Genomic DNA, 22,538 nt, shown 5'->3' with positions numbered 1-22,538 from the left:
CTTGAACCGCCCGATCATTTCATTCTCTGTCAATCGGTAGCGAATTTTTTCTAACTTCGATTGAAAACTTAGAATAAGCCTATCAACCCGTCTAATCAGTTGTTCTTGTAAATTCGATCGATATTGGTTCTTAATGCCTTATGACACTTGACCAGTTGCGGATATTTGTCGCCGTCGCCGAGCGCGGCCACATGACCAAGGCGGCGGAGCTGCTGGGCATCTCCCAATCGGCCGCGTCGGCCGCCATCCGCGCGCTTGAGGAGCAGCACGGCGTCCATCTGTTCAACCGCGTCGGCCGCAACATCGAGCTTGCCCAGACCGGTCACCGGTTCCTGCCAGAAGCCAAGGCCGTACTGGAACGAGCCGCCGCCGCACGCAATGTGCTGGAACATGTCTCGCAGACGGTTGCCGGCAGCCTCTCCATCGCCGCCAGCCTGACGATCGCCAGCTATTGGCTGCCGCGCCGGCTGGCGTCCTTCCACGAAGCCTATCCTGCGGTCAGGCTGAGCGTCAGCATAGGCAACACCAGGCAGGTCGAAGCCAGCGTGCTGGATGGAACCGCCGATCTCGGCTTGGTCGAGGGGCGCACCGAGTCCGACATATTGCGCCGCGCCAAGGTCGATATCGACCGGTTGATGCTGGTGGTTGCCGGTTCTCATCCCGAGATCGCCGAAATCGCGCCGGGCCGCCCCGACATAAAAGGGCTGCGCTGGATCATCCGCGAGGGCGGTTCCGGCACGCGGGAGGTGCTGGAGGATCTGGCGCGCCGCGAAGGGATTTCGCTTGACGACCTGCAGATATTTCTGGTGCTGCCGAGCAACGAGGCGGTTCGCCAGGCGGTCGAGGCCGGTGCCGGCGCCACCATCATTTCGGAGCTCGTCGTCGGACGCGCCGTCGCCGAAGGCAGCCTGCGGTCCGTGCCGCTCGAACTGCCGAAACGCGACTTCGCCATGATTACACATCGCGACCGCCAGGCAAGCTTGGCCCAGATGGCGCTCAAGGCGCATTTGGGGGCCGACGAGAAGGCGTCCGCGCGTTCGTGAATTGTCCGGATATCAGCCGAACTTGCGCTGCGCGTCCAGCGCAAGGCCAAGTCCGACCGAGCCGAACATGTCGCCCTCGATGACCGAAGCCTGAGGCACCAGCGACAGGATTTTTTGTCTCGCCAGCGGGATCGCGGTAGATCCTCCGGTCAGGAACACGGCGGTGATGTCGGACGACTTGACCCCGGCGTCGCCGATGGTCTGGCCGACCGTGGCGGCAACGCGCTCGATGTCCCTGGCGATCGTGGCGTCCAGCGCCTTTCGGGTGATCTCGGCGGCGAACTGGACTTCCGGCAGCCTCACCTCGACATCGGCCGAGACCTTGTCGGTCAGCTCGATCTTGGCCCTTTCGACAAGAGCGGCCAGCGCGTGCCCGTACCGGTGCTCGACGATCTGGATGAAGCGGTCGACGAGATCGGCGCGCTCGGCCTCGTAGCGGATCTGGCGCAGATGCGTCATCGCCTTGGCCGTGTAGACCAGGTTGATGCGTTGCCATGTGGCAAGATCGATGAAGTAGCTGGCCGGCAGGTTGCGCTTGCCGTCCTTGGTCGGGCTGAGGTAGCCGAGTTCCGGCATCACATGCGCGATGCTGAGCAATCGGTCGAAGTCGGTGCCGCCGATATGGATGCCGCGGCTGGCCAGGATATCGTCCTTGCGGTCAAGCGAGCGGGCACGCTGCGGCGAGACCCTTACGATCGAGAAGTCCGACGTGCCGCCACCCATGTCGATGATCAGCGCCAGTTCCTCGCGCGTCACCTTCTGCTCGTAGTCGAGGGCCGCCGCGATCGGTTCGAACTGGAAGGCGATATGCTTGAAGCCCTGGGCGCGGGCGGCTCCTTCGAGCTCGCTTTGTGCCCTGGCATCGGCCTCGGCGTCGTCGTCGACGAACTGCACCGGCCGGCCGAGTACCACGCTCTCGACGGCGCCGCCGGCATCGTCCTCCAGTCTTTTTCGCAGATGGCCGAGGAACAGGCCGACGATCTCCATGAAGCCGATCGATCGCGCCTTGATGCGCGTCTTTTCCTGCGCGAGCGCGCTGCCGAGCACGCTCTTCAGCGAGCGCATCAGCCGACCTTCGACGCTGTCGGTGTAATTGGCGATTGCGTGGCGGCCGAAACAGGTACGGTTGTCCTCGAAGTTGAAGAACACGGCGCTTGGCAGCGTGACCTCGCCGCCTTCCAGCGCGACGAGGTGCGGCTGGCCGCTCCTGACCACGCCCACGGTGGAGTTGGAAGTGCCAAAATCGATGCCGGCGAATGCTGGTCGCATCGCAGCCTCCTGTCATCTCTGCTAAAGCAGCGGTTCGGCGCCGTCTGTGAAGCGTGCGCTCTCTGTCGTCCGGGGTGATCGGACCGCTCTGCCGAATTGAATTGTGCGTGTTGCCCGGTAGACCGGGAGGTGGCGGTCTATAGCATGATCCGGGAAAGGAAAACCCCTTTGTAGCCGCTTTAGTCCTTGCGGAAGATCAACCTTCCGAGCCAGCCCGTCACCATGGCCAGCGATATGGCGAAGACGCCGTAGAGGAAGGAATAGTCGTGGGCGACACGGAAGATCGACTGTTCGAAACCGGATTTGCGGATCTCGAGCTGGGCCGAGCTCTCCTTGATGAACAGGCCGCTCTTGAACAGGAACGCGCGCGCCTTGTGGGTGCCGACCGGAACGTTCGGCGCCAGCCGCACCGTGGCGCGGAACAGGTTCTGTGACAGGAACTGCACGCCGCCGACATTCTCGCTGTAGAGACCGGTCGCGGCCTTGCGTTCGCGCAACGCCGCGGTGAATTCCTCGATCGTGGCCGGGCTGTCGCCGGCATCGGCCGGCTGCATGTAGAGATTGGAGGCGCCGAGCGACAATTGCCTGTAGCTGTTCGGCTCGGTGATGTCCTGCAACGGCCGCGTCGTCGCCACCGAATAGGACACCGGCACGTTTTCGAAGGTCTCGGATTCCAGGTTGACCCAGACGCCGAGCACCCGGTCCTTGCGGCGCACCACCACCGGCTTGGGTGGACCTTCGAGCACGACGATGATGTCGTAGCGGCCTTGGCGCGCCACCAGCGGATCGGGATTTTCCAGCGAGCCGAAAATGGTCAGATCGGCGCCGGAAAAGCCGGCAGTGATCGAGACTTTGTCGGTGGAAAGGCCGATCTGGACGCTTTCGGTCGGCGGCGTCTGCGCCTTCGCGGGTGCGGCGGCGATCAATGACAGAAGAGCCGCGGTTGCGAGCGCTTTCAGGCCATTCATCAGTTGAAGCCCGCGCCGGACAGCGAATAAAGGTTGGGCGGCGTGACGAAGAGGTCGATGGCAAGCCTTATCGCCACCGCCAGCACCAGCATCGCCAGCAGCGCTCTCAACTGCTCGCCGCGCAGCCGCTGGCCGGCCTTGGCGCCATATTGCGCGCCGGCGACACCACCGGCCATCAAAAGAAAGGCCAGCATCACGTCGACCGTCTGGTTGGTGGTGGCGTGGACCAGAGTGGTGTAGGCCGAGGTAAAGATGATCTGGAACAGCGAGGTGCCGATGACGACGTTGGTCGGCACTTTCAGGAGATAGATCAGAGCCGGCACCATGATGAAGCCGCCGCCGACACCCATGATAGACGACAGGAAGCCGATGGCCGCGCCCAGCCCAAGCACGGGGATGACGCTGACAAACAGCTTCGAGGCCCTGAATCGCATCTTCAGCGGCAGGCGGTGGATCCAGTTGTGCTGGCCGGATTTCTTCAGCACCGGTGCCGCGCCGCTGCGCGTGGCGCGCAGCGCATTGATGCTTTCGACCAGCATCAGCCCGCCGACGGTGCCCAGAAGCACGACATAGAGCAGCGAGATGAACAGGTCGAGCTGTCCCAGCCTGCGCAGGAAAGCGAAGACGTAGATGCCGCCGGTGGAACCGACGATGCCGCCGGCAAGCAGCACCCCGCCGAGCTTGAAGTCGAGCGTGCCGCGCTTCATATGCGACAGCGCGCCGGAGAAGGATGAGGCGATGACCTGGTTGGCGCCGGTCGCCACCGCGATTGCCGGTGGGATGTTGTAGAAGATCAGGAGCGGCGTGATGAGAAAACCGCCGCCGACGCCGAACATGCCCGACAGAAAGCCCACCGCAGCGCCCATGGCCAGCAGCACGAAGACGTTGACGGAAATTTCCGCAATCGGGAGATAGATGCCCACCCGTCGGTCTCGATCAGTTTGCCAGTCGGCGAATACCGCCGTTGCGGATAGTATCGCACCGAAAAGCCAATTTTTCCTTGCGCCGAAGCGGCGGCGGGGTCAAACCCCGCCGCCGCGCCGAAACAAAAAACATCTCAAGCAGTTAACAGGCAAATGTGTGGCAGGGGCGTCGCGGATACGACGCTCCTGCCGCTATTTGCGCGCCAGCAACGCCTTGACCAGCTTTTCGTCGACCGCACCGGTCGCAGGCAGCTTGTTGTCGGTCTGGAACGCGACGATCGCGTTCTTGGTCTTCGCGCCCATCACGCCGTCGGCGCCGCCGGCGTCGTAGCCGTTCTTGTTGAGGATGAGCTGGATGTTCTTGACCGCCTTCTTCATATCGATGCTGGCCGTGGTCTGCGGTGTGCCATCTTGCCAGGATTCGGGAATGTCGGCCGAATTGGCGGCCTGATCGAGCGGCTTGGCCTTCCACAGTTCGGTGGCGGCGCGGGCGCGCTCGAGTTGCTCGGGACGCAGCGCGTTGGCGATCTCGTCGCGCTTGGCGGCAGCGTCCTTGTCGCCGGTCTTGGCGACGAGCGCGAACCATTTGTAGGACTCCTCCAGGTTCTGCTTCATGCCGACGCCCTTGGCGGCGAGGATGCCGAGATTGAACTGGCTGTCCTTCACGCCGAGATCGGCGGCCTCCTGGAACCAGTGCGCGGCCGATTCATTGTCGGTCACGCCGTCCGCGGCCATGGCGAACAGCACTGCCAGATTGTGCATTGCGCTGGCGTTGCCCTGCTCGGCGGCGAGCTGGTACCAGGTCTTCGACTTCTTGATGTCGCGCGGGACGCCGATGCCCTTCTCGTAGAAATTGCCGATGCGATACTCGGCCGGAGCGAAGCCGAGTTCCGCGGACTTTTCATACCATTTGGCCGCGGCCGCCATGTCTTCCTTGACGCCGCGCGCCTCGGAATAGCGCGAGCCGATCTCGAACAGCGCCTTGGCGTCGCCGGTGGCTGCGGCGTCGCGCAGGGCGACCGGGCCTGCATCGGCGGGAATGTCGAATTTGGCCGGGGCCGCGGGAGCGCCGGCGGGCACGACGGCGCCGGTGCTGTCATTGGCCATGGCCGGTGCAGCCACTGTCGGTTGGATACCGCTGTCCGTCGTTTGCGTTCCGCCGGCAGCAGCGGAAGGTGCCGGAGAAGAAGGAGCCGCTGCGACGGGACCGGCGGAAATGGGTTCTGCCGAAGCCATCGCGTCGGAGCCTGCCGCACCCGCGCCGGCAGGCATGACGGGAGCTATCGCCGCCGGAGCCGGTTCCGCCGTCGGGCCGGCGTTCGTCGGCCCATCGCCGTCCGACGGGATGGCGAGCGCGGTCTGCGCCACCACGTCGTCCTTGACCGCCGGAGCGGAGGGCTCGGCCTGCCTGACCTCACGGGCCGGTTCGCTGTTCGCTGCCGCCAACTGGGTTTCCGGCTTGGGCGGGCTCGCGGCGTCGACGGATGCGGTTTGCAGCGGCTGCGAGGCAACGGCCGGCGCGTCATTGCTTGCCACCTGGGCGGGATCGGCGAGGAACGCCTTGCCAAGCTGCAAGCCGGCAAGCGCCAGCATGATCGCGGCGGCCGCCATCAAAATCGGCTTGCGCCGCGCCTTGAGCAGGTCGCCGATCCTGAGCGCCTTCACCGGTCCCTTCATCGTCGACTGGCGCTTCAAGGCGTCGGCCTCGGCGGCTGCGGCCTGCGCCGCGCGGCGGGCAGCCGCGATGAAGTCCGATTTCGCGGCATCGCTGTCGCTGAGCTTTGCCGGTTGCCCGCGCTCGTCGCGCACGCGCTTCATGATGGCGTTGAGGTCGGGCGCGCCGGAGCCGGGCTCCAGTGGCCGGTTGGCCATTTTCGGGTCGAGCGGCTCGTCGAGATCGACGCTCGGGATTTCCGGGCCCGGCACCGAGCCCGCCAGCGGCGGAACGTCTGCTTCCTTCTTGCCCTTGAAGGCGCGCGCCAAGCCGCCCAGCATCGATTTGCGGCGGCCGGTCGGCTCGCCCTTCCCGGCGATCGGATCGGAACCAAGCGCGGCCATGGCGGCGGCGGCGGCCGCCTCCGCGGGCGAGCGCGCACCCGGCCCGCGTGGCGAAGCAGGCTGGCTGCGCATGATCGCGGCGGCGCGGCCGTCGAGATCGGCCATGTCCCCTGTCAACGGCATGGGCTCGTCGATATCCATCGACGGAGCGTCCACGGCCATCTTGCCGGCTCGCGCACGGCGCTTGCCGATCGCTTCGTCCGGGCGTGCGTCCAGGAGCTCGCTCATCGCCTCGGACGGTTCGCCTGGTTCCAGCGAACCCAGCCTGTCGACGATCTTGAGCAGCGTGTCGTGGATGGCCTCGAACGTTCTCGAGTTACGCTCGTCGGAACGGCGTGTCAGCGTCTCGAGCGTCTTCAGGTCCTGGGCAAGGCCGGAAACCGCCGACGTGTCGGCGCCCGAGCCGGCCAGCGAGCGCACCGCGTTCTCGGCCGCCTCGCGCGCCGCGCCAAGGATGGAGTCGCGCGTTCCCGCCAGCGCCTTCTCGATTTCATTGAGGCGTGGGCTGATGTCCTCGAACTCCGGCAGCGGTGCGCTGGGCCTGGACAGGTGGGCGGACAGGCTGGCGACTTGCGCCTCCAGGCTGCGGATCAGCGCCGGATCGATGCCGGCGACTTGCGCGGCGGACGAGTCCAGGCGGCTCGAAATGTCTTCGAGCCGGCTTTCCAGGCCACGGATCGCGGCTTCGCCGGCGGGGTCGGGAATGCGTGTTTCCATGCGCTTGGCGAGCGCCATGAAGCGGGCATCGATGGCTTCCATGATGCCGGCGCCGTCGACTTGCGGCATGCGCCGGTCGAGCCGGTCGGCAACCTCGTCCAGTCGGCGCTCAAGGTCGCGGAACAGCATGTTGCCCTGTTCGATGGCGTCGCCCTGGCGCCGTTCCATCATCGACGACAGCACGTCGAAGCGTTGCTCAAGCCCGTGGAAGATATAGTCGGCGTCGGGCATGACCGGCGCCCGGTCGATCTTGTCGGCGATGAGCGCGATCTGCTTGGCCAGCCGTTCCATCGCCTGCTCGGGCAGGGCGGCGCGGCCGGCGAGTTCGTCGACCCGGCTTGACAGCGTGTTCAGCCGGTCGACGACGGCGTTGCCGGGGTGGTCCTGCGCCACTTCCTCGATCTGCCGGGCGAGCGAATCGATCCGTTTCTCGATGCGCTCGAAGGCTTCATGGTCGAGCGTATTGGCCTGTGCCGCGACGGTCGAGGCGACGATGGCGCGGGAGATCTCGTCCAGCCGCTCGTCGATCATGGCCAGCGTGCTGCCGCCGCGATTGTCCTGCTGGCTGGCGAAATGATCCACGGCGCTGGCCAGCGTGCGGACCTTTTCCTCCAGCGAGCGCAGGGATAGCGATTCCGGCAGGTTGTTGACGGCGTTGCTGATCTGCTCCAGCCGATCGGTCAGGCCCGAAATGGCGGGGTCCGGTGAGCGGTTGCGCTGGTCGGCGTCGACGCGGTCCTCGAAGGCTGTCCAGCGACGATCGAAATCGTCCCAGCGGCGGTCGACCTTCTGCACGCTCTCCTCGCGCGCCAGCGTGTCGAGCGCGGCTTTGACCTGTTCGAGTTCGAGCCGCAGCATGTTGACGCTTCTGTCGTCGCTTTTTTCCGACAGCGTCTTGATGGCGCCGGAAAGCCGCTCGAATTCGAGGCCGAGTTCGGCGCTGCCCTTGCCCGAAGCGCCTGACTTGGCGTTTGCCAGCAGTGCGCGGTCGATGTCCTTGCGCAGCGCCTCGAATTCGCTCTGCAGCCCGGCAGTCATCTGGTGGCGCAATTCCTCGCGCATGCCGCGCAGCTCGCCGGCGATCTTGCCGACCATGGCAACGCTGTCTTCCTGGCCGCGGATGCGGTCGATATCGCGGGCAAGGTTCTGGTAGTTCTGGCCGACGGCCGGCGCCGGCATCGGGGCCTCCGGATGCGGCGCGGGCTGCGGATCCTGATACCAGCGCGGCCGAGCCGAAGGCTGTGCTGCGGGATAGCGCGGTTCGGCGCCATATTGGCGGGGATCGGGACGTGCCATCGTATCCTCGCGCGTCCTCTCCAGCCGCTGTTCAAGCGTCTCCAGCGAGCGGTTCAACTGCTCGAGCGTGGTCTGAGGCCTGCGCTGCCTGCCGGCGTTGAGTGTGTCGAGGTAGGACCGCTTGCTGTTCATCGGTGCGTCCGTCTTTCAGATTGGCCGGTTTGCGACCAGCTCCCCAAATCCTCGCCGGAACGAAGGCGACCGCACACGGTGGAAGACAAGCTTCCCGGGGTTCACCCGCGCTCCGAAAAACCGTGAAAAAATCGATACAGGATAAACACGGGTAGCCGACATGCGCACAATTCGCCCAACGTGGTAAACAACGCGTTAACCAAGCTTAAGAAGTTGCGACGAAGTTCGCGGTGAACCGGCCGCTGCGGCATAAAGCGCCGCCCGCACAACGCCCTTGCGTCATGAGAAGGCTATCGGTATAGAATTGACGTAAACGTAAAAGGCGCATCAAGCGTGCTGTTTGCGATTTGTTTGTCGAAACCACGGCTGGAAGCACGCCCCCGCTTTCAGTCAGGCATCGCTTGGTCCAGGACCGCGACGCCACAGACGGGGAAAGCCAGTGACCATGAAGCTTATCTCGGCCGGCGAGACCGCGGCCAATACCAACACTATATCCGTTGACTCGGGCGAGGACCTCGTCCGCATCGGCGAAATGGCCAAGAAATACGGCGTGACGCTGCGCACGCTGCGTTTCTACGAAGACAAGGGCCTGCTCAACCCGCAGCGCGACGGTTCAACCCGCCTCTACACGCGCCGCGACAGGGTTCGGCTGAAACTGATCCTGCTCGGCCGCAAGGTCGGGTTCTCGTTGCGCGACGTCAAGCAGATGATGGATCTCTATGATCCCACCGGCTCCAACACCAAGCAGTTGCGGCTGGCATTGGACAAGTCGGAGAAGCAGCTTGCCCGCCTCCAGAAGCAGCGGACGCTTATCGATGACGCCATCAGCGAGTTGAGCACGTCCATGGCTGCCGTCCGGCAGATGCTGGTCGAGCGCTCGGCGCCGCAGGCGAGCGTCGCCGGCTGATTTGGCCCGCCGCCTTGCGGCGCAACATCCATGATCGAAAAAAGCCGTGTGGCGAGTGCCACGCGGCTTTTTTCATTGAGGGTTCCACCACATGCACTGCATCGCCTCCGGTTTGCTGCAGTGCAGGAGAAATTTTGTCGCATCGGCTGAATTGACGTTTACGCAAACGTCAATTTTTGTTATCTCCCGCTGAACACGGGTCCGCATGCCGCCTGACAGAATTCAGGGGTTCGGATCAGGTTCGCAGGGTGGAGAAGAGCATGCCGATCTACAGGGCGCCGGTGCAGGATACGCTGTTCGTGCTCAACGAGGTGCTGGGCTACCAGCGCTATTCCAATCTCCCCGGCTTTTCCGATGCAACGCCCGACGTGCTGGAGGCGATCCTCGTCGAGGGCGCCAAGCTCGCGGAAAACGTCATGCATCCGCTCAACCGTGTCGGCGACATGGAAGGCTGTGTGCGCCATGACGATGGCTCGGTGACGACGCCGAGGGGCTTCAAGGAAGCCTTCGATCAGTATCGCGAGGGCGGCTGGATGGGGCTGGCGGCGCCCGTCGAGTTCGGCGGCCAGGGCCTGCCCTATGCCGTGCATACCGCCGTGGCCGAGTATATGGTGTCGGCCAATATGTCGCTGATGATGTATCCGGGCCTGACGCAGGGCGCGATCGCGGCGATCATCACCCATGGCACCGACGAGCAGAAAGCCAAATGGCTGCCGAAGATGGTCGAGGGCGCCTGGACCGGCACCATGAACCTGACCGAGCCGCATTGCGGTACCGATCTGGGCCTGCTGCGCACCAAGGCCGTGCCGAATGGCGACGGCACTTACAAGATCTCGGGCCAGAAGATATTCATCTCGGCCGGCGAGCACGACATGGCGGACAACATCGTCCACCTGGTGCTGGCCCGCATCGAGGGAGCGCCCGAAGGGGTGAAGGGCATCTCGCTGTTCATCGTGCCGAAGCTCAAGCTCGATGCTTCTGGCAATCCCGATGAGAGGAACACCGTCTCCTGCGGTTCGATCGAGGAGAAGATGGGCATCCACGGCAATTCGACCTGCGTCATGAATTATGACGAGGCGCAAGGCACGCTGCTGGGCGAGGCCAATGGCGGCCTCAAGGCGATGTTCACGATGATGAACGAGGCGCGGCTCGGCGTCGGCCTGCAGGGGCTTTCGCTGTCGGAGATTGCCTACCAGAATGCCGTCGCCTACGCCAAGGACCGCTTGCAGGGCCGCTCGCTGTCGGGACCGAAGGCGCCGGACAAGAAGGCCGATCCGATCATCGTCCATCCCGACATCCGCCGCAGCCTGATGACCATGAGGGCCTTCAACGAGGCCGGCCGTGCGCTGGCGCTGTGGACGGCGATCAAGTCGGACATCGCCCATCGCTCCGCCGACGACAAGGACCGCCAGGCGGCCGACGACTACACCGGGCTGATGACGCCGGTGGTCAAGGGCGTGCTCACCGACAAGGGCTTCGATCACGCCGTGATGGCGCAGCAGGTGTTCGGCGGCCATGGCTACATCGAAGAGCACGGCATGAGCCAGTTCGTGCGCGATGCCCGCATCGCCATGATCTATGAAGGCGCCAACGGCATCCAGGCGCTCGACCTCGTCGGCCGCAAGCTGGGTCTGAACGGCGGCCGCGCGGTGCAGTTGTTCTTCAAGGAAGTCGGCGAGTTCTGCGAAGAGAACCGCGCCGACGAGAAGATGGCCCCCTTCACCAAGGCATTGAAGAAGAGCCTCAACGATCTTCAGGCGGCGACCATGTGGCTGCTGCAGAACGGCATGGCCAAGCCCGACAATGCCGGCGCCGCCTCGACCGACTACATGCATCTCTTCGGCCTCGTGGCGCTCGGCTATATGTGGGCGCAGATGGCCAGGGCCGCCCAAGGCAAGGCGGGCGCCAACGGCGCGTCGTCCTTCTACGACAACAAGCTGGTGACGGCGCGCTTCTTCATGGAGCGGATCATGCCGGAAACCGCGACGCGTCTCGCCCGCATCTCCAGTGGCGCCGATACGTTGATGGCACTGCCGGCGGAAGCGTTCTAGAAATGGTCCCTCTATCTTGAGGGAGGGCGGCCCAAAGGGCCGGCAGGGGTCGCCGCGACAGTGCGCGGATCTCAATTTCGATGGCAGACCTTGGGAGGAAGATCATCGCATGACCAACCCAGCCGAAATCCTTGGCCTGCCGAAGCCCGCCTGGGCGGCGGACGAGGTCGGCATGCTCTACGACATGGCGCACCGCTTCATGTCCGAAGAGATCGCGCCGCGTTACGACGAGTTTGAGAAGAACGAAATGGTCGACTGCGAGAGCTGGCTGAAGGCCGGTGCCGCCGGCCTGCTCTGCGCCTCCATGCCGGAGGAATATGGCGGATCGGGCGGCACCTTCGCCCATGAGAGCGCCATCATCGAGGCCATCGGCCATGTCGGCGTCGACGGCTTCGGCATCGGTCTGCACAATTCGATCGTCGCCCCCTACATCCTCCACTACGGCTCGGAGGAGCAAAAGAAGAAATGGCTGCCGAAGCTCGCCACCGGCGAACTGATCGGCGCCATCGCCATGACGGAGCCCGGCGCCGGCTCCGACCTGCAAGGCGTCAAGACGCGGGCCGAGAGGGACGGCAACCAATACAAGATCAATGGCTCCAAGACCTTCATCACCAATGGCCAGCTCGCCAATTTCATCATCCTCGTCACCAAGACCGATCCGGCCAAGGGCGCCAAGGGGACTTCGCTGATCGTCGTCGAGACCGACGAGGTCGACGGCTTCGAGCGCGGCCGCAACCTCGACAAGATCGGCTTGAAGGCCAATGACACGTCCGAACTGTTCTTCAACGATGCGCGTGTGCCGACCTCCAACCTGCTCGGCCACGAGGAGGGACAAGGCTTCATCCAGCTCATGCAGCAATTGCCGCAGGAGCGTTTGCAGATCGGCACCGGCGCGATTGCCATGGTCGAGCGCGCGCTGGCGCTGACCATCGAATACGTCAAGGAGCGCAAGGCGTTCGGCAAGGCGGTCATCGATTTCCAGAACACCCAGTTCAAGCTGGCCGAACTGAAGACCGAGGCCACGATCGGCCGCGTCTTCTACAATGATTGCGTGGCGCGCCACATCGATGGCGGTCTCGATCCGGTGACGGCGTCGATGGCCAAGTACTGGCTTTCCGACCTGCAGGGCAAAGTCGTCGACGAATGCCTTCAATTGCATGGCGGCTATGGCTACATGAATGAATATCCGATCGCCCGCATGTTCCGCGACGCCCGCGTCCAGCGCATCTATGGCGGCACCAACGAGATCATGAAATTGCTGATCGGCCGCTCGCTCTGAGCATCGATCGGCAAACCCAAGGAGCAGGAAAATGGCCGAAGCTTACGTCTATGACGCCGTTCGCACGCCGCGCGGCAGGGGCAAGAAGGATGGCTCGCTGCACGAAGTGCCGGCAGTGCGGCTCGCCGCCAGGACGCTGGAGGCGCTGCGCGACCGCAACGGGCTCGACACTGCAACTGTCGACGACATCATCTTCGGTTGTGTCGACCCGGTCGGCGAGGCGGGGTCGGTCATTCCGCGCGCCGCGGCCTTCGAGGCCGGCTACGCGACCTCGGCGCCCGGCATGCAGATCTCGCGCTTCTGCGCCTCCGGCCTCGACGCCATCAATTTCGGCGCCGCCAAGATAGCCCAGGGCGCCGATGAGATCGTCATTGCCGGCGGTGTCGAATCGATGTCGCGCGTCGGCATGGGCGCCTCGGGTGGCGCCTGGTTCATGGACCCTTCGGTCGGCCTGCCCGGCTGGTTCGTGCCGCAAGGTATTTCGGCCGACCTGATCGCCACAAAATACGGCTTCAGCCGGGATGATGTCGACGCCTACGCCGTCGAGAGCCAGAAGCGCGCGGCAAAATCCTGGGCCGATGGCCGCTTCAGGAATTCGGTGATCCCGATCAAGGACCAGAATGGTCTCACCATCCTCGACCATGACGAGCATATGCGCCCATCGACCGACATGCAGTCGCTGGCCTCGCTCAATCCCTCCTTCGTCATGCCCGGCGAAATGGGCGGCTTCGACGCCGTCGCGGTGCAGAAGCATCCGGAAGTGGAGGAGGTCAATCACGTCCACCATGCCGGCAATTCGTCGGGCATCGTCGATGGCGCGGCCGCCGTGCTGCTCGGTTCGAAGAAGGCCGGCAAGGCCATGGGCCTGAAACCGCGCGCGCGCATCCGCGCCTTCGCCAACATCGGCTCCGAGCCGGTGCTGATGTTGACCGGCCCCGTTGACGTCACCGAGAAGCTGTTGAAGCGCGCCAAGATGAAGCTGTCGGACATCGATCTGTTCGAGCTCAACGAGGCCTTCGCCTCCGTGGTGCTGCGCTACATGCAGGCCTTCGATATCGAGCACGACAGGATCAACGTCAATGGCGGCGCCATCGCCATGGGCCATCCGCTGGGCGCCACCGGCGCGATGATCTTCGGCACCGTGCTGGACGAGCTCGAGCGCCGCGATTTGAACACCGCGCTGGTGACGCTGTGCATCGGCGCCGGCATGGGCACCGCAACCATCATCGAACGCGTCTGACGGGGAGAGAAACGATGAGCTACACCAATTTCACCCTCGACATCGACGCCGACGGCATTGCGCTGGTCACCTGGAACATGCCGGACCGCTCGATGAACGTCTTCACCGAGGAGGTGATGCGCGAGCTGAACGCCATTGTCGACAGGGTGGCGGGCGACGCCGCCATCAAGGGCGCGGTCATCACCTCCGGCAAGGATACGTTCTCAGGCGGCGCCGACATCACCATGCTCCAGAAGATGCTGACGACCTTCGCGGCTGAAAAGGGCAAGGATCTCGAAAAGGCGACCAGGGCGCTGTTCGAAAACGCCGGCACCATGACCGGTCTGTTCCGGAAGCTGGAAACATCGGGCAAGCCGTGGGTTTCAGCAATCAACGGCACCTGCATGGGCGGTGCATTCGAAATGTCGCTGGCCTGCCATGGCCGCGTCGCCGCCGATTCCGACAAGGTGAAGATGGCGCTCCCCGAGGTGAAGATCGGTATTTTCCCGGGCGCCGGCGGCACCCAGCGGGTGCCGCGTCTCACCGACCAGCAGCAGGCGCTGCAAATGCTGACCTCCGGCCAGAACCTGTCGCCGCAGAAGGCGAAGGCGATGGGCCTGATCCACGAGGTCGCCGAGCCGGCCAAGCTGGTCGAGACTGCGAAGGCCATGATCAGGAACGGCCTCAAGCCGGTAGCGCCGTGGGACGAGAAGGGATTCAAGCTGCCCGGCGGCCCGGTCTATTCGGCGGCGGGCGCTAATCTGTGGCCGCCGGCCATCGCCATCCTGCGCCGCGAGACCTATGGCAATTATCCGGCCGCCGCGGCGATCCTGAAATGCGTCTATGAGGGCCTGTTGGTGCCGTTCGACACCGCCCTCAGGATCGAACAGCGCTATTTCACGGAGATCATGCAGACCAAGGAAGCGGCGGCGATGATCCGCTCGCTGTTCGTATCGTTGCAGGAACTCAACAAGGGCGCGCGCCGCCCGGCCGGCGTGCCGGAAACCAGGTTCAAGAAGATCGGTATTCTCGGCGCGGGCTTCATGGGCGCCGGTATCGCCTATGTCACGGCCAAAGCCGGCATCCCGGTGGTGCTGCTCGACCGCGACATGGAGTCCGCCGAGAAGGGCAAGGCCCATTCGGATGGTCTGATCTCGGATCAGGTGAAGAAGGGGCGTGCCAAGCCCGAGGACAAGGACAGGCTCCTGTCGCTGATCACGCCGACATCGGACTATGCCGACCTTGCCGGCTGCGATCTCGTGGTCGAGGCGGTGTTCGAGGATTCCGCGGTGAAGAAAAGCGCCACCGAACAGGCGGAAGCGGTGCTGAAGTCGTCGGCGATCTTCGCGTCGAACACCTCGACCATTCCGATCACCGCCCTGGCCAAGAATTCGGCGCGGCCGAAGAATTTCATCGGCATCCATTTCTTCTCGCCGGTCGACAGGATGATGCTGGTCGAAATCATCCTTGGCAAGAAGACCGGTGACAAGGCGCTGGCCACCGCGATCGACTTCGTGCGCGCCATCAAGAAAACGCCGATCGTCGTCAACGATACGCGCGGTTTCTACGTCAACCGCTGCGTCCTGCGCTATATGTCGGAAGCCTACAAGATGTTGATCGAGGGCGTTCCGGCACCGATGATCGAGAACGCCGCCAAGGCCGCCGGCATGCCGGTCGGCCCGCTGGCGCTGACCGACGAGACGGCCATCGACCTCGCCCAGAAGATCATGAAGCAGACCATCAGGGATCTCGGCGACAAGGCGATCGACCCGAAGCAGATGGCGCTGATCAACACCATGGTCGACGACCACGGCCGCTTCGGCCGCAAGAACGGCAAGGGCTTCTACGACTATCCGGCCAAGCCGGCCAAGAAGAAGCTGTGGCCGGGCCTTAAGGAGCTCTATCCGCAGCTCAAGCCGGAGAAGGTCGACTATGCGGAATTGCAGCAGCGCCTGCTGGTCACCATCGCGTTGGAAGCGGCCCGGGTGATGGAGGAGGGCATCGTCACCGATCCGCGCGAGGCCGATGTCGGCTCGATCCTGGCCTTCGGCTTCGCGCCCTATACGGGCGGCGCGCTGTCCTACATCGACGGCATCGGCGCCGGGCAGTTCGTCAAGATCGCAAAGGGCTTGCAGAAGAAATACGGCGCCGAGTTCAAGGTGCCCAGGCTGCTGCTCGACATGGCCGAAAAGGGCGAGACTTTTTACCAGCGCTTCGACCCCTACGCGAAGGGCGACGTGAAGCAGGCGGCCTGAGCGTGGTCGGAATCAAAGGTGCCGCGGCGTCCCTTGCGCGTCCGAAAAGACGCGCCGCGCCGTAATGTATGTCTGGGGGCGCCTTGCGCGTATGATGGCCACGGCGGGCAGCCGTGGCTCCTACCAGATGGGTGATGAAAGCCGATTGGCCTTTCGCTGCCTGCCGACGGACATCGATTTTAACCGCCATCTCAACAATGCCCGCTATATGATGCTGGCGGACCTTGGCCGCATCGATATCTTCATCCGCGCCGGCCTCATCACTCTGGCGAGAACGAATGGCTGGGCGCCGATGATCGGCGGGCTGCAATCGGCCTATGTGCGTGAGATCAAACTGTGGCGGCGTTTCGAAGTGGTGTCTTCGATCGAGACCTGGGAAGGCAGCCAGGTCATCGGCAAGCACCGTTTCGTCCTCGACAATGGCGAGACCGCCGCATTGATCATGACGACAGCCGGCGTCTACGACCGCGCCGCCCGGCGCTTTCTCGATATTGACGAGGTCGTCGCCGCGCTTGGCCGCTCCGCCCAGCCGCGTCCGCCCAGCGAAGCCGAGCGGGCGTTCATGGCCTCGCACCGGAACCTGCGCGGGCAGGCCAAGCGGATCGGTTGACCCGGAAACCGGAATTGGCGCGGCCAGCAGGAAGATGTAGTGCCATGGCACAACCGGTGGACAAACCTTCATTCGAAGACTAGAAAGGAAAGGCATTTTTTCCTTTTTGCAAGGAGAGCGGAATTGCTCTCGCATGACCGTGTTTGGGCCGCCATCGACGCTCTGGCCGAGCGGTATTCGCTCTCGGCTTCCGGCCTGGCGAAGCGGGCCGGCCTTGATTCGACTGCCTTCAACAAGTCGAAGCGACTGTCGTCGGACGGCAGGCCGCGCTGGCCCTCGACCGAATCGCTGGCCAAGATCATCGAGGCGACGGGCGCTTCGCTCGACGAATTCACCGGGCTGATAGAAGGTCGGGCCGGCCACGGCGCGATGCCCGCCCGCGGGCGTGCCGTTCCGTTGCTCGGCTTTGCCCAGGCCGGCGCCGGCGGGTTTTTCGACGATGCCGGCTTCCCGGCCGGTCAAGGCTGGGATCTGGTGGAACTGCCGGCGCAATCGACCGAGAGTTCCTATGCGCTTCAGGTGCAAGGCGATTCAATGCTGCCGCTCTACCGCAATGGCGACGTGCTCATCGTCGAGCCGGCAGCCCTCATCCGCAAGGGCGATCGCGTCGTCGTCAAGACGACGGGCGGCGAGGTGATGGCCAAGGTGCTCGATCGCCAGACCGCTAGGTCGATCGCACTGGTTTCGCTCAATCCCGATCATCCGGACCGCGACATTCCCATGCGCGAGGTTGAATGGGTGGCGCGGATCGTCTGGGCAAGCCAATAGGGTGCGGGCTGGTGCGGCTTCCTCATCTTGTCCTTGCGGTTCTGATGGTCCCTGGAATGGCCGCGCTGGTAGTCGCCGGCGGCCGCGCGCTGAAGAGCGGCGAAGCTGCCGTCGCGGTGGAACAGATCGATCCGAGCGCCGATACGGTCTCTCAGCCAGGCACCGACGGCGTGCCGGAGGAGCCGGCCACATCGGCCATTGCCGCTCCGCCGCCCCCCGCCGCTAGCCCGCACTCGCGTGCGATCGATCCCCAAGTCGTGGCGCCGCCGGAGCTTCCCAGCAAGGAGCTGGAGCGGGTGGAGCCGCGCGCGCCGTTGAGCAAGCTGGCGCTGGCCATGCCGCCCAAGCCGAAAATGCCGGACGACTGGAAAGGGACGAAGCTGTTCCAGCCGGTCGCGCCCGCCGCCGGACTGATCGAGGCGAAGGGCTATTCTGTCGCGGTTTCCGGCGTCGACATTGTCGGGCAGGACGAGACCTGCACCTCGGACGGTAAATCCTGGCCCTGCGGCGTCCGCGCGCGCACGGCGTTCCGCGCCTTCCTGCGCGGCCGGGCGGTGGTCTGCGCCGTGCCGCCGGAAGGCGGCCGCGACCTGATCGCCGCCGACTGCCGGATCGGCAAGCAGGATGTCGGCCGATGGCTGGTCGAGAACGGCTGGGCGCGCGCCGCCAAAGGCGGCCCTTACGTCGAAGTCGGGGAAAAAGCGCGCAGCGAAAGGAAAGGCATTTTCGGATCGGCGCCAAGCCTTTCAGGCGTGCCTTCGATGCCGGCCGCGCGCGCCCCGGCGCCGCAAGCGCCGGGCTCGATCTTGGAAGAGGTCGGCGGCATTCTCAAGCCAGCTGACCAGCCAACGCCTTCTGAATGAGCCCGCGCGTCTCGGCGATGCCGTAGAGTGCCGCGAACGAGCCGAAGCGCGGTCCGCGCTCCTGCCCGATCAGCACCTGGTAGATCATCTGGAAGAAGGCGCCCGAAACGCCCGGACCACCTTCGGGGCTCTTCTTGGAATGATCCTGATAGCGTTCCACCTTGCGGGCGACGTTGAGCGCGGCGTTCTGGATCGCCTCGCCGTCCGAGCCCGCCGGCAGGGCGCCAAGCGCCTGATCCAACGCTTCCAGCGCCTCCCGCTCGACGTCGTCGGGCGCGCGGAAGGTCTTCGTCGGCTTCACGAAATCGTCGAAATAGCGGATCGCATAACCCGTCAGCCTGTCGAGCTCAGGGTGGGTCGCCGGCGTCACGCCCCGGACATGGCGCGAGATGAAGCCCCACAGCACGTCCTTATTCTGCGCATTGGAGGCGCTGACCAGGTTGAGCAGCAGCGAGAACGGCACGGGCATGTCGATGGCGGGCGGATTGCCGTCGTGCATGTGCCAGACCGGGTTGCCCAGCCGTTCCTTCCAGTCCTGCCTCCGATAGGCTGCAAGGAAGGTGTAATATTCGTCCACGGCCCGCGGGATGACGTCGAAATAGAGCTTCTTGGCCTGTCGCGGCCGCTGGTACATATAGAGTCCCAGGCTCTCCGTCGGCGCGTAAGTCAGCCATTCGTCGATGGTCAGCCCATTGCCCTTGGATTTGGAGATCTTCTGGCCGTTCTCGTCCAGGAACAGCTCGTAGACGAAATGCTCCGGCGCGTGCCCGCCAAGGATGTTGCAGATGCGGTCGTAGACCACTGCATTGGTCTGATGGTCCTTGCCGAACATCTCGAAATCGACCCCGAGGGCCGCCCAGCGCATGCCGAAATCGGGCTTCCACTGAAGCTTAACCTTGCCGCCGGTAACTGGCAGCGTGGTCTCGGTACCGTCATCGTCGAAGGTGATGGTGCCCGCCCTGGCATCGACATGCTTCATGGGAACGTAGAGCACGCGGCCGCTCTTCGGCGAGATCGGCAGGAACGGACTGTAGGTCGCCTGCCGCTCCTCGCCCAGCGTCGGCAGCATCACCGCCATGATCTGGTCGTAGCGTTCGGCCGCGCGCAACAGCATCGCGTCGAAGCGGCCGGTCTTGTAGTACTGCGTCGCGCTGGCGAACTCGTAGTCGAAGCCGAACGTGTCGAGGAAGCGGCAGAGCATCGCGTTGTTGTGGTCGGCGAAACTCGCATAATCCCCGCCGAAAGGGTTGGGTACCGAAGACAGCGGCTTGTGCAGGTGCGGCTCCAGCGCCGCGCGATCCGGCACGCTGTCGGGTATCTTGCGCATCCCGTCCATGTCGTCGGAAAAGCACAGCAGCTTGGTGGCGACCTTGTCCTGCGTGATGACGCGGAAGGCATGCCGCACCATCGACGTGCGCGCCACCTCGCCGAACGTGCCGATATGCGGCAGGCCGGACGGGCCATATCCGGTTTCGAACAGCACCGTTTGCGGGAGTTCGCGGCCCTTGTAGCGCTCGATGATCTTGCGGGCTTCCTCGAACGGCCACGCCTTGCTTTCGGCCGCCGCCGTCAGCACTTCGGGATTGAGATCGATGATGTTTGATCCCGCCATGTCACTGTTTTCCAAATTAGACGCCGGCAAAGCCGCAAGTGAGGATTTTCAACCGGTCTCTATGCGCGCCTGACCGGAGCGTCAACGAGCGCGGCGCTTTTTCCTTGCAGCGCAGGGAACGCGTTCCTACCTTCGCAGCCCGTATCGAGGAGTTGTTGAATGCCGACCCCGCATGAAGCGCTGATCTACCTGATGGTCATCACCTCCGCCTCCGACCGCGACATGACGGATGTCGAGCTGGCGCGGATCGGCGAGGTCGTCCGCTCATGGCCGGTATTCGAGGATTTCGACCACGACCGCCTGGTTGGCGTCGCCCAGGCCTGCCAGAAGAAGCTGCATGAAAAGGGCGGGCTGGAGGGTGTCCTGGCAAGCGTGGCCGAGGCCCTGCCGGAGCGCCTGCGCGACACCGCCTATGCGGCCGCTTTCGAGGTCGCGGCCGTCGATCTCGAAATGCGGATGGAGGAGGTGCGGGTGCTCCAACTCATTCGCCTCAAGCTCGATCTCGACACGCTGACCGTCGCGGCGATCGCCCGCGCGGCCAAGGCGCGCTTGCGCACGCTGACCTGAGCGGCGACACTCAACCCGACCGGAAGAAACTGATCGGGACCGGATCAGAAGAAACTGACCGGGACCGGATCAGAAGAAACTGACCGGGAAATAGCGCAGGTAGAACTCGGCGAACGTGCCTTTCAGCGAAATCTCCTGCAGCGCGTAGTCGAGAGCGGCGGCCAGCGCCGGGTCATCGGATCGGGCGGCGATGGCCATGCCCGAACCCAGATATTCCGGCGCCAGATAGGGTCCGCCGGCAAAGCGGCAGCAGCCGGCCGCATCCGAACCGCCCAGCCAAAAGGCGAAACGCATGCCATCGCCGAAGGCGGCATCGATCTTGCCGGCCTTGAGGTTGGCGTAGAGGTCTTCCGGCCTGTCGAAGGTGACGACCTGAACGGTGTTGAAATAATCGCGCAGCATGCGCTCATGCGCCGAGCCTGATATCACGCCGACACGCTTGCCGCGCAGCTTGGCGAACAGCGGCTCGGTCAGCGCCTCGCCCTTCGGCATGATGAAGCGCGCCGGAAATTGCAGGTAGGAGCGCGAGAAGGCGTATGTCTGGCGTGACTGCGGCGTCGCGGCGATGCCGGCAATGATCGCTTCGCCTTCGCCTTTCTCAAGCGCTCCTTCGAGCTCGGCCCAGGGCAATGCCTGGATCTGACATTTGTCGACGATGCCGAGCTCGGCGCAGATGGCGCGCGCCAGGTCGATGTGGAAACCGGACAGCTTTCCCGCGCCGTCCAGGAAGTTGAAGGGCGGGAAATCGGTTGTGGTCAGGAACCGCAGCCGCGGCAGTGCGGAGAGATCCGGTTTCGGCAGCCGCTCCTTGGCATCCCACAGCACCGGCACCTGCGGCTCGGCCGCGCGCGCGCGCTCACCCAACGCCAGCGACGCGATCAGCATCGACGCAAGGACGAGAGACCTCCGCTGGAACGCCATGATAAACTTCCACCGCACCTGTGTTCGCATCGGTTCTGGTACGAAAATAGTACAGGCACAATGCTTTTTGATTTCAACGCGTCGATTTCAGGATATGCTTTAGCAGGTTTGCAAACAGCGGTGGCTGCCCGGTGGGGACCAGGGTCGAGAACCACAACCACAAGGCAACGCTTTGCAATCCCTGGTCGGTGGCGAAGTGCCAACAAGGCACGGATCATCGATTTCAACGAGGCAACATGGGGTTTGATGTTGCGATGGGTCAGTTCGATCGCACGCTGGAATACATAGATCACCTGCAGCAAGCCGGAACGGCGGCTGCGGTTTGCGAGAGGCTGTTGGGCATAACGTCGGATTTTGGCCTGACCGCTCTGATGGCGGGCACCGTACCGCAACCGGGCACGCCGACCGGCCAGCAAAAGCAGCATGTGCTGCTTTGCGACTGGCCTGTCGAATGGTTGGAGCGCTACGTGGCGCGCAACTATGTCGATCACGACCCGATCGTCAGCCACATGAAACAGTTGCAGGCGCCGTTCCAGTGGCGGGAAGCGGCCCAGGGCGTTAGCATCGACAGAAGCAGCGGCGAAGTGATGGGCGACGCCGTCGTGTTCAAGCTGCGCGACGGGCTGGCCTTCCCGCTGATCACGCTCGACGGCCAGATCGTCATGGTGTCACTGGGTGGCGAGGCCGTGGAACTGTCCGCCGCCGAGTTCGGCCTGGTGTCGCTGGTGTCGACCTATGCGGTGGGCCGCGCCATGCAGCTTCACACGAAGGCCAGCAAGACCATCGATAATGTCGAGCTGACGCCGCGCGAACGCGAATGCCTGCAATGGGCCGCCGTCGGCAAGTCCGAATGGGAGATTTCGCAAATCCTCGGCATCTCGGAACACACGTCGGAGAAACACCTCCTTAACGCCAAAAGCAAACTCGGCGCCGTCAACCGCGTACAGGCAGTCGCTGAAGCGATAAGGCGCGGCTATATTAGTTAGGTCGGCCGGGTCGGCCTAGAAATTCCTGCCTACGTGATCGCGTAATTTTCTTGCGAGGGCACGGCCGTATCTTCCTCTTGAACAGGAGACGGCA

Annotated in this window: 17 protein-coding genes; 11 read left to right on the top strand and 6 right to left on the bottom strand. The window is 64.1% G+C overall.

Annotated features, from left to right (window positions below; all coding sequences use genetic code 11):
• Positions 1–140: 140 nt before the first annotated feature.
• Positions 141–1,043, top strand: coding sequence for a LysR family transcriptional regulator (locus FJ972_RS27580; RefSeq protein ID WP_140496685.1), 903 nt, complete (start codon positions 141–143; stop codon positions 1,041–1,043).
• A gap of 12 nt (positions 1,044–1,055) precedes the next feature.
• On the opposite strand, the gene FJ972_RS27575 is transcribed toward FJ972_RS27580, so the two are convergent.
• From FJ972_RS27575 to FJ972_RS27560, 4 genes are all read right to left on the bottom strand, one after another.
• Complete coding sequence (locus FJ972_RS27575; RefSeq protein WP_140523925.1) at positions 1,056–2,312, bottom strand: Hsp70 family protein; 1,257 nt, start codon at positions 2,310–2,312, stop codon at positions 1,056–1,058.
• A 179-nt stretch (positions 2,313–2,491) separates the two neighbouring features.
• Positions 2,492–3,280: a TIGR02186 family protein gene (locus FJ972_RS27570; RefSeq protein ID WP_140523928.1), complete on the bottom strand. Its 789-nt coding sequence runs from the start codon at positions 3,278–3,280 to the stop codon at positions 2,492–2,494.
• Positions 3,280–4,203 carry a sulfite exporter TauE/SafE family protein gene (locus FJ972_RS27565; protein ID WP_140496679.1) on the bottom strand — a complete coding sequence of 308 codons (924 nt, stop codon included), beginning with the start codon at positions 4,201–4,203 and terminating at the stop codon, positions 3,280–3,282. Before FJ972_RS27565 ends, FJ972_RS27570 begins: the two co-directional genes overlap by 1 nt.
• Before the next feature lie 192 nt (positions 4,204–4,395).
• Positions 4,396–8,406 (bottom strand): peptidoglycan-binding protein, encoded by a 4,011-nt coding sequence (locus tag FJ972_RS27560; protein ID WP_140523931.1) that lies wholly within the window; start codon positions 8,404–8,406, stop codon positions 4,396–4,398.
• A gap of 445 nt (positions 8,407–8,851) precedes the next feature.
• Here FJ972_RS27560 and FJ972_RS27555 point away from each other — a divergent pair, with 445 nt between their 5' ends.
• The 8 genes from FJ972_RS27555 to FJ972_RS27520 all read left to right on the top strand — a co-directional run bounded on the left by FJ972_RS27555 (position 8,852) and on the right by FJ972_RS27520 (position 18,358).
• A complete protein-coding gene (locus FJ972_RS27555) occupies positions 8,852–9,313 on the top strand; it encodes a MerR family transcriptional regulator (protein WP_140497287.1) in 462 nt (153 codons plus the stop codon).
• Between the two features lie 260 nt (positions 9,314–9,573).
• Positions 9,574–11,364 (top strand): acyl-CoA dehydrogenase, encoded by a 1,791-nt coding sequence (locus FJ972_RS27550; protein ID WP_140523933.1) that lies wholly within the window; start codon positions 9,574–9,576, stop codon positions 11,362–11,364.
• Positions 11,365–11,473: 109 nt separating this feature from the next.
• Positions 11,474–12,643, top strand: coding sequence for an acyl-CoA dehydrogenase family protein (locus FJ972_RS27545; RefSeq protein WP_140523936.1), 1,170 nt, complete (start codon positions 11,474–11,476; stop codon positions 12,641–12,643).
• A gap of 31 nt (positions 12,644–12,674) precedes the next feature.
• Positions 12,675–13,883 carry an acetyl-CoA C-acetyltransferase gene (locus FJ972_RS27540; RefSeq protein WP_140523939.1) on the top strand — a complete coding sequence of 403 codons (1,209 nt, stop codon included), beginning with the start codon at positions 12,675–12,677 and terminating at the stop codon, positions 13,881–13,883.
• A 14-nt stretch (positions 13,884–13,897) separates the two neighbouring features.
• The gene (locus FJ972_RS27535) at positions 13,898–16,117 is read left to right on the top strand and encodes a 3-hydroxyacyl-CoA dehydrogenase NAD-binding domain-containing protein (RefSeq protein WP_140523942.1); all 2,220 of its coding nucleotides are present in this window, start codon (positions 13,898–13,900) and stop codon (positions 16,115–16,117) included.
• Between the two features lie 64 nt (positions 16,118–16,181).
• Positions 16,182–16,727, top strand: a complete 546-nt coding sequence (locus tag FJ972_RS27530; RefSeq protein ID WP_140523944.1) for a thioesterase family protein — start codon at positions 16,182–16,184, stop codon at positions 16,725–16,727.
• A gap of 123 nt (positions 16,728–16,850) precedes the next feature.
• Positions 16,851–17,495, top strand: coding sequence for a helix-turn-helix transcriptional regulator (locus FJ972_RS27525; RefSeq protein WP_140496665.1), 645 nt, complete (start codon positions 16,851–16,853; stop codon positions 17,493–17,495).
• Between the two features lie 11 nt (positions 17,496–17,506).
• On the top strand, positions 17,507–18,358 hold the full coding sequence (locus FJ972_RS27520) for a thermonuclease family protein (protein WP_348640298.1): 852 nt from the start codon (positions 17,507–17,509) through the stop codon (positions 18,356–18,358).
• Here the strand turns inward: FJ972_RS27520 and FJ972_RS27515 are convergent.
• Positions 18,324–19,970, bottom strand: coding sequence for a lysine--tRNA ligase (locus tag FJ972_RS27515; protein ID WP_140523947.1), 1,647 nt, complete (start codon positions 19,968–19,970; stop codon positions 18,324–18,326). The two genes, FJ972_RS27520 and FJ972_RS27515, sit on opposite strands and share 35 nt — an antisense overlap.
• Positions 19,971–20,129: 159 nt before the next feature.
• On the opposite strand from FJ972_RS27515, the gene FJ972_RS27510 reads away from it, so the two are divergent.
• Positions 20,130–20,537 (top strand): tellurite resistance TerB family protein, encoded by a 408-nt coding sequence (locus tag FJ972_RS27510; RefSeq protein WP_140496659.1) that lies wholly within the window; start codon positions 20,130–20,132, stop codon positions 20,535–20,537.
• A gap of 69 nt (positions 20,538–20,606) precedes the next feature.
• Here the strand turns inward: FJ972_RS27510 and FJ972_RS27505 are convergent, their stop codons facing one another.
• Positions 20,607–21,458, bottom strand: a complete 852-nt coding sequence (locus FJ972_RS27505; RefSeq protein ID WP_140523950.1) for a transporter substrate-binding domain-containing protein — start codon at positions 21,456–21,458, stop codon at positions 20,607–20,609.
• A 236-nt stretch (positions 21,459–21,694) separates the two neighbouring features.
• Between FJ972_RS27505 and FJ972_RS27500 the strand changes: the two genes are divergently transcribed.
• A complete protein-coding gene (locus tag FJ972_RS27500; RefSeq protein WP_226880459.1) occupies positions 21,695–22,444 on the top strand; it encodes a helix-turn-helix transcriptional regulator in 750 nt (249 codons plus the stop codon).
• The last annotated feature ends 94 nt before the right edge of the window (positions 22,445–22,538 follow it).

Source organism: Mesorhizobium sp. B2-1-1 (genome assembly GCF_006442975.2).
Lineage (GTDB): Bacteria > Pseudomonadota > Alphaproteobacteria > Rhizobiales > Rhizobiaceae > Mesorhizobium.
This window is presented reverse-complemented; position numbering and strand designations above follow the sequence as displayed.

What these genes read in the sequence shown, in the direction of transcription:
- FJ972_RS27580 (WP_140496685.1), top strand. Translation starts at nt 141, where the DNA reads ATGACACTTGACCAGTTGCGGATATTTGTCGCCGTCGCCGAGCGCGGC.
- FJ972_RS27575 (WP_140523925.1), bottom strand. Translation starts at nt 2,312, where the DNA reads ATGCGACCAGCATTCGCCGGCATCGATTTTGGCACTTCCAACTCCACC.
- FJ972_RS27570 (WP_140523928.1), bottom strand. Translation starts at nt 3,280, where the DNA reads ATGAATGGCCTGAAAGCGCTCGCAACCGCGGCTCTTCTGTCATTGATC.
- FJ972_RS27560 (WP_140523931.1), bottom strand. Translation starts at nt 8,406, where the DNA reads ATGAACAGCAAGCGGTCCTACCTCGACACACTCAACGCCGGCAGGCAG.
- FJ972_RS27555 (WP_140497287.1), top strand. Translation starts at nt 8,852, where the DNA reads ATGAAGCTTATCTCGGCCGGCGAGACCGCGGCCAATACCAACACTATA.
- FJ972_RS27550 (WP_140523933.1), top strand. Translation starts at nt 9,574, where the DNA reads ATGCCGATCTACAGGGCGCCGGTGCAGGATACGCTGTTCGTGCTCAAC.
- FJ972_RS27545 (WP_140523936.1), top strand. Translation starts at nt 11,474, where the DNA reads ATGACCAACCCAGCCGAAATCCTTGGCCTGCCGAAGCCCGCCTGGGCG.
- FJ972_RS27540 (WP_140523939.1), top strand. Translation starts at nt 12,675, where the DNA reads ATGGCCGAAGCTTACGTCTATGACGCCGTTCGCACGCCGCGCGGCAGG.
- FJ972_RS27535 (WP_140523942.1), top strand. Translation starts at nt 13,898, where the DNA reads ATGAGCTACACCAATTTCACCCTCGACATCGACGCCGACGGCATTGCG.
- FJ972_RS27530 (WP_140523944.1), top strand. Translation starts at nt 16,182, where the DNA reads ATGTATGTCTGGGGGCGCCTTGCGCGTATGATGGCCACGGCGGGCAGC.
- FJ972_RS27515 (WP_140523947.1), bottom strand. Translation starts at nt 19,970, where the DNA reads ATGGCGGGATCAAACATCATCGATCTCAATCCCGAAGTGCTGACGGCG.
- FJ972_RS27510 (WP_140496659.1), top strand. Translation starts at nt 20,130, where the DNA reads ATGCCGACCCCGCATGAAGCGCTGATCTACCTGATGGTCATCACCTCC.
- FJ972_RS27505 (WP_140523950.1), bottom strand. Translation starts at nt 21,458, where the DNA reads ATGGCGTTCCAGCGGAGGTCTCTCGTCCTTGCGTCGATGCTGATCGCG.
- FJ972_RS27500 (WP_226880459.1), top strand. Translation starts at nt 21,695, where the DNA reads ATGGGGTTTGATGTTGCGATGGGTCAGTTCGATCGCACGCTGGAATAC.